This window comes from Pantoea sp. Tr-811, assembly GCF_011752535.1.
Lineage (GTDB): Bacteria > Pseudomonadota > Gammaproteobacteria > Pseudomonadales > Pseudomonadaceae > Aquipseudomonas.
Window position 1 is genome coordinate 141,613 of record NZ_VWXJ01000017.1, and the last position, 13,345, is coordinate 154,957.

General features: G+C 67.1%; 2 protein-coding genes. Both read left to right on the forward strand.

Features of this window, described 5'->3' with window-relative positions:
• Positions 1–263 precede the first annotated feature (263 nt).
• On the forward strand, positions 264–6,731 hold the full coding sequence (locus F3J44_RS22970; RefSeq protein WP_167276340.1) for a non-ribosomal peptide synthetase: 6,468 nt from the start codon (positions 264–266) through the stop codon (positions 6,729–6,731).
• A gap of 1 nt (position 6,732) precedes the next feature.
• The coding region (locus F3J44_RS22975; RefSeq protein WP_167276344.1) for a non-ribosomal peptide synthetase at positions 6,733–13,345 on the forward strand (6,613 nt) is incomplete at its 3' end.

Consider the following 13,345-nt stretch of genomic DNA (forward strand, 5'->3'; position numbering starts at 1 on the left):
GGGCTTGCCCCGCGAACACCGGCGCAGCCGGTGCCATGCCCCGCGTCGCCTGCTTCGCGGGTCAAGCCCGCTCCTACAGGATTCGCTGTTGAATCAGGTAGGTAGCGTGCGCGCGTGAAAACGCGATCCGTGAACACCGGCAAAGCCAGGCTCCTCTGCAGGTGCCTGGCCACGGTCACTCCCAGCTCGCCTTATCCCACCTAAATCAGCCCCCCATGCCTTCGTCTGTCAGTTACCGCTCGACTGCCAGGACTCCGCTCGACATGAATGCTGAACAAACGCTCAAGCTCGCCCGCCGCTTTATCGAACTCAGCCCCGACAAGCGCCGCCTGTTCCTCAAGGCGTTGCAGGGCGAGGGCATGGATTTTTCCGTGTTGCCGATTGCGCCAGGTGTCGAGGTGGCCGAGCGTGACCGTTTGTCGTACGCCCAACGGCGCATGTGGTTCCTCTGGCAGCTCGACCCACAAAGCGCTGCCTACAACCTGCCCATGGCCGTGCGCCTGCAAGGGCCACTGGAGCGGGCTGCATTGCAACAGGCGTTCGATGCCCTGGTCGCCCGCCACGAAACCCTGCGCACGCGCTTTGTCGCCGACGGCGACGATGTGCGCCAACAGGTGGACGCTGCTGGCGCCGCGTTGCCACTGGGGGAGGATGACCTCAGCCACCTGCCTGCCGACGCGCGGCAGCAGCAGGTAGAAGCGATTGCCGAAGCGCAAGCCCTGGCGCCCTTCGACCTGGCCACCGGGCCGTTGCTGCGCGTGCGCCTGTTGCGCCTGGCTACCCAGGAGCATGTGCTGCTGCTCACCCTGCACCATATCGTTGCCGACGGCTGGTCGATGAATGTGTTGATCGACGAGTTCCTGCACCTGTACGACGCCGCCGTGGCAGGCACCGAGGCCACGCTTTCGCCACTCCCCATCCAGTACCGCGACTACGCCTTGTGGCAGCGCAGCTGGCTCGAAGCCGGTGAGCAGGAGCGCCAGCTGGCCTATTGGCAAGCGCGCCTGGGCGATGACCACGCCGTGCTTGAACTGCCGCTGGACCGTGTTCGCCAAGGGCGTGCCAGCCACCGCGGCGCCCGGTTGGAATTCCCCATTGCAACTGATGTGGCCGAGCGCCTGCGCAGCGTGGCCCGCCAGCACAACGTCACCTTGTTCATGGTGCTGTTGGCCGCGTTCAAGCTGCTGCTGCAACGCTACAGCGGCCAGGCTGCCATTCGCGTGGGTGTGCCCATCGCCAACCGCAACCGTGCGGAAAGCCAGGGCCTGATCGGTTGCTTCATCAACACCCAGGTGCTGCACACCGAGATCGATCCGTTGCTGGACATCGCAGGCCTGCTGCAGCGGGTACGTGAAACTGCCGTCGGTGCGCAAAGCCACCAGGACTTGCCATTCGAGCAGTTGGTCGAGGCCCTGGACCTGCCGCGCAGCAGCGACAGCCCCCTGTTCCGCGTACTGTTCAACCACCAGGCGCAAGTGGCGGACGTCGAAGCCATCGAAACCCGCTCTGGCCTGAGCCTGGCACCGATCGCGCTAGAGAAGCACAGCGCCCGTTTCGACCTGGCGCTGGACACCCACGAGCGCGCAGGGCAATTGCATGCCGCGTTTACCTACGCCACCGACGTGTTCGACGCCAGCACCATCGAAGCCTTGCGCGAGCAGTGGCTGGCGCTGGTCGAGGCGCTGGCCGCACAGGCCAGCGGCGCGGTGGGTGAGTTTGCCCTCCCAGGCGCGGTAGCGGCCAAGGTCAGTGCCGGTCAGCGTGACGAAACCCTGGTGCATCACCGATTCGCGGCTGCCGCCCAGCGCCATCCCGAGCGCTTGGCCGTGGTGGCGGCAGGCGAGCAGGCCAGCTTCGCCGAACTCGATGCCCGCGCCGAGCGTATTGCCGACTGCCTCGCCGAAGCCGGGGTGGGGCCGGACACGCGGGTGGGTGTGCTGGCCGACCGCAGCGTCGACATGCTTGCCAGTATCCTGGGCGTGCTCAAGGCCGGTGCTGCCTACCTGCCACTGGAGCCCGAGCAGCCGGCCGAGCGCCTGGCCTACATGCTCACCGACAGCCAGGCGCGGCTGGTGCTGGCGCCTGGCGCGTGGTCGGCCGAGCTGCCCGCTGGCGTGCAGTGCCTGGACTGGGCGCAAGGCGCCAGCGCTGGTACCCTGCGCCAAGCGCCGTCAGCGGCCAACCTGGCCTATGTGATCTATACCTCCGGCACCACCGGCCAACCCAAAGGCGTGGCGATCAGCCACGGTGCCCTGGCCAACTACGTCGATGGCATCCGCGCGCGCCTGCCGGTCGAGCAAATCCGCAGCATGGCCCAGGTTTCCACACCCGCTGCCGACCTGGGCCATACCATGCTGTTCGGCGCCCTGTGTGGCGGCTGCACCCTGCACATGCTCAAGCGCGACCAGGTGCTGGACGCCGAGGGCTTTGCCCGCTACATGGCCGAGCATCAGGTGGATGCGCTGAAGATCGTGCCGTCGCACCTGGACGCCATGCTGGCGGCAGGCCGTGCGGCGCTCCCGGCCCAATGCCTGGTGCTGGGCGGCGAGGCCATCAGCCCAGGCCTGCTTGGCAAGGTCCAGGCACTGGCTCCGGCGCTCAAGGTGTTCAACCACTATGGCCCGACCGAAACGACCGTCGGCGTGCTGGTGGCGCAACTGTCGGGGGAGACGCACCTCGGCCAGCCGTTGGCCAACACCCACGTAGCGGTGTTGGACCCTTGCCTGCAGGCCCTGCCGGCCAAGGCCAAGGGCGAGCTGTACATCGGCGGCGCCGGCCTTGCCCGCGGATACCTCAACCGCCCGGCACTCACCGCCGAGCGTTTCATACCCGACCCGAACGGCGCAGGCGAACGGCTGTACCGCAGCGGTGACTGGGTACGCCAGGACGAGGAAGGCGCCCTGCAGTTCGCCGGGCGCATGGACGGCCAGGTGAAGATCCGTGGCTACCGTGTGGAACTGGCCGAAATCGAGAACCGGGTGCGTGCGCTGGACGGCGTGGCCAACGCCCTGGTCCGTGTCATTGGCCAGGCACCTGCGTTGCAGCTGGCCGCCTGGCTGGTGCCCAGCCCGCTGCCGGCCGACCCGCAGGCCTGGCAGGAAACCATCCGCAACACCCTCAAGGCCCTGCTGCCCGAGCACATGGTGCCTAGCCACCTGATGGTGCTGGAGCACCTGCCGGTCACCGTCAACGGCAAGGTCGACATCAAGGCGCTGCCCGAGCCTGTGGCCAGCCAGGTGGCCTACCAGGCGCCGCAAACCCCACTGCAAATTCAGCTGGCGCAGATCTGGGGCGAAGTGCTGCAGGTGCCGCAGGTTGGCCTGAGCGACAACTTCTTTGCCCTCGGCGGCCATTCGCTGCTGGCGACCCAGGCCGTGTCGCGAGTGCGCAAGCAACTGGGCCTGGATATCCCGCTGCGCACGCTGTTCGACACTGTCGACCTGCAGGCTTTTGCCCAAGCCGTTGCGCAAGGTGAGCAGGGGGCGGGGTTGGATATCGAAATCCTCGACCGCCAGCAGCCATTGCCGGTGTCCCGTTCACAGAACCGCCAGTGGCTGTTCTGGAAGCTCAACCCCGAAAGCCTGGCCTACAACACACCGATGGCCGTGCGCATGCACGGCAACCTTGACCGCACGGCGCTGCAAGCCGCACTCGATGCATTGGTAGCCCGCCATGAGTCGCTGCGCACGGTGTTCGTCGAGGCCGATGGCCTGCCCTGGCAGCGCATTGTGCCGGCGACTACGGTGCCGATCGGTTTCGAAGACCTCAGTGGCCAGGACCACGCCGCGCAGATGCGCAAGCTGGAAGCCGAAGCCTTCGTGCCATTCGACCTGGAGCAGGGCCCACTGTTGCGCGCACGGCTGTTCAAGGTGCAGGCGCAGGAGCACCTGCTGTCGCTGACCCTGCACCACATCGTCTCCGACGGCTGGTCGATGAGCCTGCTGGTGCGTGAGTTCGCCGCCGCCTACAACGCTGCTGCCAGTGGCCAGGCCCATGCCCCCGAGCCGCTGCCGGTGCAGTACGCCGATTTCGCCGCCTGGCAACGCAAGTGGCTGGCCGAAGGGCAGATGCAGGCACAGATCGACTACTGGAAAGCCCGCCTGGAAGGTGATTTCGACGTGCTCGAACTGCCTGCCGACCGAGTGCGCCCATCGCAGAAGAGCTACCAGGGCAGCCGCTTCGACGTGCGCCTGCCGTTGGCCCTCACCGAGCGCTTGCGGGCGCTGGCGGTGGCGTCGAACGCCACGCTGTTCCATGTATTCCTGGCGGCCTACGCCATCGTCCTGTCGCGCTACAGCCGCAAGGACACGATCAACATCGGCGTACCGGTCACCAACCGCAACCGCCTGGAGCTCGAAGGCCTGATCGGCTTCTTCATCAACGTGGTGGTGGCCCGTGTCGGCGTCGATGCCAGCCAACCGTTCACCCAGCTGCTGGCCAGCCTCAAGGAAACCACCTTGCAGGCCCAGGCCAACAAGGACGTGCCGTTCCTGGAGGTGGCCGAGGCCCTGTACCCGGACCGCGAGCAGGGCGTGAACCCGTTCTTCCAGGTGCTCTACAACCACCTGCGCGACCTTGGCGAACAGGTGTCCAGCGATGCCCTGCACGGCTTGCAGGTCAAGGAAGTGGACCTGCTGGAGCCAGGAGCGCAGTACGACATCTCGCTCAACACCCTGGAGCGCTCCGATGGCGTGACGGCCTCGTTCAACTACTCGACCGACCTGTTCGACGCGCCGCGCATCGAACGCATGGCCGCGCATTGGCAGGCGCTGCTCGAAGCCATTTGCGCCGCGCCGCAGCGCTGCATCGCCGAGCTGGACTTCTTGCGCCCGGCCGAGCGCCAGCAACTGACCTTGGGCTGGAACCCGGCCCCGGCGGCCATCGATGGGCTGTGCGCGCACCAGTTGCTGGAGCACCAGGCGCGCCAGCGGCCCGATGCCGTGGCGTTGATTTTCGACGACCAGCAGATGACCTATGCCGAGCTCGATCGCAGCAGCAACCAGCTGGCGCACCGCCTGCGTGCGCTGGGCGTGGGGCCCGACAGCCTGGTGGGCGTGGCGGTGGAGCGTGGCTTGGGCATGGCCCTGGCGCTGATTGCCATTCACAAGGCCGGTGGCGCCTACGTGCCACTGGACCCGGACTACCCGCAAGAGCGCCTGGCCTACATGGTCGAGGACAGCAACATCGGCCTGCTGCTGGCCGACGCCCCTTCGCGTGAGCGCTTGCAACTGGGCAAGCAGTTGCCCTGCGTGTTGCTCGAACCCGGCACCCAGTGGCTGCAGGCCTGGTCGGGCGAACCCTTGGCCAACCTGGCCGCGCCGCACAACCTGGCTTACGTCATCTACACCTCCGGTTCCACCGGCATGCCCAAGGGCGTGGCCATCGACCACCAGGCTTTGTCGGTGTTCTGCCAAGTGGCCGCTGACTACTCGCGCCTGAGCCCGAACGACCGCGTGCTGCAGTTCGCAACCTTCAGCTTCGACGGCTTCGTCGAGCAGTTCTTCCCGCCTTTGGCCCACGGCGCGTGCGTGGTCTTGCGTGACCTGCGGCTGTGGGACACGGCAACCTTGCTGGATGAAATCAACCGCCATGGCGTGACCGTGGCCGACCTGCCAGCGGCCTACTGGCGCCTGCTGGCGCTGGAGCGCCGCGCGCCCGAGGCCTATGGCCGGCTCAAGCAGATTCACGTGGGTGGCGAAGCTGTGCCAGAGGACGCCTTGCGTGCCTGGCTCGCCGAGGGCCCGCCAGCGGTGCGCCTGCTGAACACCTACGGGCCTACCGAAGCCACGGTGGTCGCCACCACCTACGATTGCTCGACGATGACAGCCGAGCAGATTAGCCAGGGTGGTGTGCCGATCGGCCGCGCATTGCCGGGGCGTACCTTGCATGCCCTGGATGATGGCCTGGCACCCACCCCGGTGGGAGTGCCCGGCGAGCTGTTCATTGGCGGGGCAGGGTGCCTGGCGCGTGGCTATCACCAGCGCCCGTCGCTGACCGCCGAGCGCTTCATTCCCGACCCGTTCGACCCAGTGGGCGGTGGCCGCCTGTACCGCACCGGCGACCTGGGTTGCTACGACGAACAGGGTCAGCTGGCCTACCGCGGCCGGGTCGATCACCAGGTCAAGGTGCGCGGCTTCCGTATCGAACTGGGCGAGATCGAACAGCGCCTGCGCGCCCACCCGGATGTGCGCGAAGCCACGGTACTGGCCATCGACCTGCCCAGTGGCAAGCAACTGTGCGCCTATGCGGTGCCGGCCGAGGGCGCCAGTGGTGACCTGCGCCTGGCCTTGAAGCAGTACCTCAAGGCGCACCTGCCGGACTACATGATCCCGTCCTACCTGGTGACCCTGGCGAACATGCCGCTGACGCCCAGCGGCAAGCTCGACCGCAAGGCATTGCCATTGCCTGACCCGAACCAACCGCAGCATGACTACCAGGCGCCGCAGACCGAACGCCAACAGCAACTGGCGAGCATCTGGGGGCAATTGCTGGACGTTGCCCGGGTGGGCCTGAATGACAACTTCTTCGAACTCGGTGGCCACTCCCTGCTGGCCGCCCAGGTGGTTTCGCGGGTCAACGTGGAGCTGGGGCTGGACGTGCCGCTGCGCTTGATTTTCAGCCACCCCGAACTGCATGCGTTCGCCCAGGCCCTGGACGAACAGGGGCTGTCGCTTAGCGACGACGGCCTGAGCGATATCGAAAAAATGATGAACGAATTCACAGAGGCCTGACATGGAACTCACTGCCGCACAACGTATTGCCCAACGTTTCGTTGGCCTCCCCGTAGAACAACGCCAGCAGATCCTGGAAAAGATGCAGGCCAGTGGGCAGAGCTTCCGCTTGCTGCCCATCGTGCCCGCGCGCCAGGGTATGGCCCGCATCCCGCTGTCCTATGCCCAGCAGCGCCTGCTGTTCCTCTGGCAGCTGGAGCCCGACAGCCCAGCCTACAACGTGCCGATGGCCGTGCGCCTGAACGGTGCGCTGGACCCGGCGCTGTTGCAGCAGGCACTGGATGCACTGGTGCGCCGCCATGAGTCGCTGCGCACCCGCTTCGCCTCCGAAGAGGGCACCTTCCACCAGGAAATCCTTGAGCACTGCGCGGTGCCGGTGGAGCACGTGGCCTTTGCCGCCGAGCCCGACGCGGCCACGCTGAGCGAGGCTGTGGACGCTGTGCTCAAGCAACCGTTCGACCTGCTTGGCGGCCCATTGCTGCGGGTGGCCCTGTTGCAAGCGGCGCCACTGCAACATGTACTGGTGTTGAGCATGCACCACATCATTTCCGACGGTTGGTCGAGCGATGTGCTGGTGCAGGAATTCATCCAGCTCTACAGCGCCTTGGCCGAAGGCCGCGAGGCCCAACTGCCGGCCCTGCCGATCCAATATGCCGACTACGCCATCTGGCAGCGCGCCTGGCTCGAAGCCGGCGAAGCGCAACGCCAGCTGGACTACTGGCAAGCACAACTGGGCGATGAGCAACCGGTACTGAGCCTGCCGCTTGACTTCGAACGCCCGGCCACGCCAAGCCAGCGCGGCGCGGTGGTGCGCGTCGACATTGCCGGCGAGCAGGCCGAGGCCCTGCGCAACCAGGCGCGCAAGGGCGGCCACACCCTGTTCGTGCTGGTGCTCGCGGCCATGGCGGTGGTGCTGTCGCGCTACAGCGGGCAGGCAGACATCCGCATCGGCGCGCCGAATGCCGGGCGCAACCGCAAGGAACTTGAAGGCCTGATCGGCTTCTTCATCAACACCCAGGTGCTGCGCCTGCAAGTGGACGAGCGCGCTACCTTTGCTGCCTTGCTGGAACAAGCCAAGGACGTGATCGGCGGCGCGCAGTCGCATCAGGAACTGCCGTTCGAGCATCTGGTCGATGCCCTGTTGCCTGAGCGCAACCTGGCCCACAACCCGCTGTTCCAGTTCAAGATCAACCAGCACGTGGCCCCCAGCGACAGCGCGCGCAAGCGCCTGGGTGCGCTGGAAGTGGAAGGCTTTGCCCGTGACGGTGGCGATGCCCGCTTCGATCTGGCGTTCGACTTCTCGGACAAGACCGACGGCATCGAAGGCTACTTCACCTATGCCACCGACCTGTTCGAGCAGGCCACCATCGAGCGCATGGCGCAGTCCCTGCGCCAGGTGCTCGAAGTGCTGGCGCGCGATCCCCAGCAGGCGATCGTCGACTGCCCGCAGGCCACGGCCCTGCAGCCGGCCGCAACCGAAGCTTATGCCCATGGCGATATACTCGCCCTGTGGTACCAGGCGCTGGCGGATGGTCAAGCCCGTGGTGGCGTGCGCGCCGCCGACCGCTTGCTGACCCAGGCGGGCCTGGAGGCGGCGTCCAACCGCCTGGCCGCGTACCTGCGCCAGCAGGGCGTGGGGGCCGGCAGCATTGTCGCGCTGTGCCTGCCGCGCTCAGTCGAGTGGGTCAGCGCCTTGCTCGCGGTGCTCAAGACCGGCGCAGCCTACCTGCCGCTGGACACCCAGCAGCCGCAGGAGCGCCTGCAGCAGTTGATCGCCTCCAGCGGCGCTGCGCTGCTGCTGCACGAACCGGGCGATGCGCGTTTCGCAGGCTTGGCGGGCATTCAGGCGCTGGCTTATGAGGACAGCACCTGGGCCAGTTGCAGCGACCGCCCGGTGGCGCTGGCGCTCGCCCCGGAGCAACCGGCTTACCTGATCTACACCTCGGGCTCGACCGGCCAGCCCAAAGGCGTGGTCGTCAGCCATGGTGCGTTGGCCAGCTATACCCAGGCGGTACTGCAGCGCCTGGACCTGCCGGCTGATGCGAGCATGGCGATGGTGTCCACCACCGCCGCCGACCTGGGCCACACCATGCTGTTCGGTGCCCTGGCTTCTGGGCGCCTGCTGCACTTGCTGCCCCAGGAACTGGCGTTCGACCCGGATGGCTTTGCCAGCTACATGGCCCAGCATCAGGTCGGTGCGCTGAAGCTTGTGCCCAGCCACTTGCAGGGCCTGTTGCAGGCTGCACGGGCTGCCGACGTGCTGCCGGCCCAGGCGCTGGTGCTGGGCGGCGAGGCCTGCAGTTGGAGCCTGGTGCAAAAGGTGCGCGAGTTGCGCCCGGCCTGCCGGGTCATCAACCACTACGGCCCGACCGAAACCACGGTCGGGGTGCTCAGCTTCGAGCCAGGTGAGGTGCTGCCGGGCTGCCGTACCGTGCCGGTCGGTCGCCCGCTGGGCAATGCCTGCGTGCAAGTGCTGGACGCCTATCTCAACCCACAGGCGGCGCTACTGCCCGGCGAGTTGTACCTGGGCGGGCAGGGCGTCGCCCAAGGTTACCTGGGCCAACCTGCGCTTACCGCCGAGCGCTTCGTGCCGGCCGCTGGCGGTGCCCGGCTGTACCGCACCGGCGACCGTGCCCGGCTGACGGCCGAAGGGTTGGTGGAATTTATTGGCCGGGCCGACGACCAGGTGAAAATCCGCGGTTATCGCGTGGAGCCTGGCGAAGTCGGCCGGGTGCTGGCCGCCCTGCCGGGCGTCAGCGAGGCCGCAGTGCTGGCCTTGCCGCTGGACGGTGATGCCGAGCGCCTGCAACTGGTGGGCTATGCCGTGGCCCAGGCAGGCATTGATGGGCAGCAGTTGCAGGCCCAGTTGCAGGCACGCTTGCCCGACTACATGGTGCCGGCGCAGTTGATGCTGCTTGATCGCCTGCCGCTGACCGCCAATGGCAAGCTCGACAAGCGCGCCCTGCCGGTGCCGGGCGCGGTCAGCCGTGGTTATGTGGCGCCACAAGGCGACATCGAAGAGAAACTGGCCAGCGTCTGGGCCGATGTGCTGAAGCTTGAGCGCGTTGGCAGCAGCGACAACTTCTTCGAACTGGGCGGCGACTCGATCCTCAGCCTGCAGATCATCGCCCGGGCCAAGCGCCAAGGCATCAAGATTACCCCCAAGCAGCTGTTCGAACAGCAAACCGTCGCCCAACTGGCCCTGGTGGCCAAGCGTATCGAGGCCAAGCAGCCTGCTGCATCTGTGCCGGTAGACAACGCCACCCAGGGCCAGGCTGCGTTGCTGCCGGCCCAGGTACGTTTCTTCGAGCAGGCTATCGCTGAACCTTCGCACTGGAACCAGTCGGTGCTGCTCAAGCCGAATGCTGCGGTGCAGGTTGCGCAGTTGGAAGCCGCGCTGCGCGCCGTGGTCGAGCAACACGATGCCTTGCGGCTGCGCTTCACGTCGGCTGACGGCCAGTGGCAGGCCCACTTCCAGCCACAGGGCGACGTGCCGCTGTTGCAGCAGCGTGCCCTGGCCTCGCTGGATGAGCTGGACGCCGCCGGCAATGAGGTACAGGCCAGCCTGAACCTGGCGCACGGGCCGCTGCTGCGCGCCGCCCTGTTCGACTTCGCCGATGGCCAGCAGCGCCTGCTGTTGGTGGTGCACCACCTGGTCGTCGACGGGGTGTCGTGGCGGGTGCTGCTGGAAGACCTGCAGTTGGCTTACCAACAGTTGCTCGCGGGCCAGTCGCTGGCCCTGCCGGCCAAGACCTCGCCCGTCAAGACGTGGGCCGAGCGCCTGGCCGCCCACGCCAGCAGCCCGGCCCTGCAAGGGCAGCGCGATTACTGGCTGCAGGCGCTGGCCAGTGCCAGCCATGACCTGCCGCGCGACAACCCACAGGGCAGCCTGGACAACCGCCACGCCCGTACCGCCGCTTCCCGGCTCGATGCCGCGCGCACCGAGAAGCTGCTCAAGCAGGCCCCAGCTGCCTACCGCACGCAAATCAACGACCTGCTGCTGACTGCCCTGGCACGCACCCTGTGCCAGTGGAGCACGCAAGCCGATGTGTTGGTGCAGTTGGAAGGCCATGGCCGTGAGCACCTGTTCGACGACCTCGACCTCAGCCGTACCGTCGGCTGGTTCACCAGCCTGTTCCCGGTGCGCCTTACCCCAGCCGAAGGCCTGGGCCAGTCGGTCAAGGCCATCAAGGAGCAACTGCGCGCTATCCCGGACAAGGGCATCGGCTACGGCCTGCTGCGCCATCTGGGCGACGCCCAGGTGCGCGCCGAGCTGGCGCAGGCCGCCCAGCCCCGCGTCACCTTCAACTACCTGGGCCAGTTCGATGCCAGTTTCGATGGTGCCGGCAACGCGCTGTTCACCCCGAGCGGTGAACCGGCCGGGCGCACCCAGTGCGCCGGTGCGCCGCTGGGTAATTGGCTGAGCATCACCGGCCAGGTTTACGCTGGCGAGCTGTTCCTGGAATGGACCTACAGCGCCGACGTGCATCACCCAGCCACCATCGAGCGCCTGGCTCAGGCCTACGAGCAGGCCCTGGCCGAACTGGTGGAACATTGCTGCGATGCCCAGCACCAGGGCGTGACGCCATCCGACTTCCCGCTGGCAGCACTGACCCAGGGGCAACTGGACAGCCTGCCGCTTCAAGCTGGCCAGATCGCCAAGCTGTACCCGCTGTCGCCGATGCAGCAAGGCATGCTGTTCCATACCCTCTACGACCAACAGGCTGGCAACTACATCAACCAGCTGCGCGTGGACGTGGACGGGTTGGACGTGCAGCGCTTCAAGCAGGCCTGGCAGGCCACGTTGGATGCCCACGACATCCTGCGCACCGGGTTCATCCTGCAGGGCGAGCTGGAACAGGCGGTGCAGGTGGTGCGCAAGCACGCCGAGCTGCCTTTCAGCGAGCACGACTGGCGTGGCCAGCCGGCCTTGGAACAGGCCCTGCAGACCCTGGCCGAAGGCGAACGCCAGCGCGGCTTCGACCTGGCAACTGCGCCATTGCTGCGCCTGGTACTGGTGCGCACCGGCGAAGCCAGCCACCACTTGATCTACACCAACCATCACATCCTGATGGACGGCTGGAGCACCTCGCGCCTGCTGGGTGAAGTGCTGCAGCGCTATGCCGGGGTGACACCGCGCACCCAGGCCACCCACTACGGTGACTACATCGCCTGGCTGCAAGGCCAGGATGCCGCGGTTGCTGAGGCCTTCTGGAAAGCCCAGCTCGCGGGCCTGGACGAACCGACCCGCCTGGCCCAGGCCATTGCCGGCAGCGGCGGTGGTAGCGGCTATGGCGACCATCGCCTGGCCTTCGACCGCGAGCAAACCGCTGCCATCGAAGCGTTCGCCCGCGCCAACCGGGTGACGGTCAACACCCTGGTGCAGTCGGCCTGGCTGCTGCTGTTGCAGCGTTGCACCGGCCAGGCCAGCGTCTGCTTCGGTGCCACCGTGGCCGGCCGCCCAGCGGAACTGGCTGGGGTGGAGGAGCAGATCGGCCTGTTCATCAACACCCTGCCGGTGATCGGTGCGCCACGTGCCGAACAGACCGTGGCCGAGTGGATCGGCCAGGTGCAGGCCACCAACCTCGCTGCCCGCGAGTTCGAGCACACGCCGCTGTACGATGTCCAGCGCTGGGCGGGGCAGGGCGGTGACGCGCTGTTCGACAGCATCCTGGTGTTCGAGAACTACCCGGTGTCCGAGGCCCTGCAGCAAGGCGCCCCTGGCGGCCTGCGTTTCGGCAGCGTGGCGGTGCAGGAGCAGACCAACTACCCGCTGACCCTGGTGGTGGAGCTGGGCGCGACCCTGTCGATGCAGTACAGCCACGACCGTGCGCAGTGGAGCGATGAGGCCATCGGCCAACTGGCGAGCCACTTCGCCAACCTGCTGCAGGCGCTGTCGGCCAATGCCGACGCCGTGGTCGGCGAGCTGCCGATGCTGGCTCCGCAGGAGCAGCAGCAGATGGTGCAGGCCTGGAACGACACCCATGCCGCCTATCCAGATGCCCGCAGCATTCATTCGCTGATCGAAGCCCAGGTGTTCGCCACCCCCGATGCCCCGGCACTGGCCTTTGGCGAGCACACCCTGAGCTACGCCGAACTCAACCGCCGTGCCAACCAACTGGCGCACAAGCTGGGCGAGCTGGGCGTGGGCCCGGATGCCCTGGTCGGCATCGCCATGGAACGCAGCCTGGAGATGGTCATTGGCCTGCTGGGCATCGTCAAGGCCGGTGGCGCCTACGTGCCGCTGGACCCTGAATACCCGCAGGACCGCCTGAGCTACATGTTCGAGGACAGCGGCGTTGCCCTGCTGCTGACCCAGTCGCACCTGCGCGAAACCCTGCCGATCCCGGCTGGCCTGCGCAGCCTGGACCTGGATACCGAGGACCTGAGCGGCTACAGCGATGCCAACCCGACTATCGACGTGGCGCCGCTGAACCTGGCCTATGTGATCTACACCTCCGGCTCCACCGGTCGCCCGAAAGGCGCTGGCAACAGCCACCAGGCCTTGGTCAACCGCCTGTGGTGGATGCAGAAGGCCTACGGCCTGGACGCCAGCGACAGCGTGCTGCAGAAAACCCCGTTCAGCTTCGACGTGTCGGTGTGGGAGTTCTTCT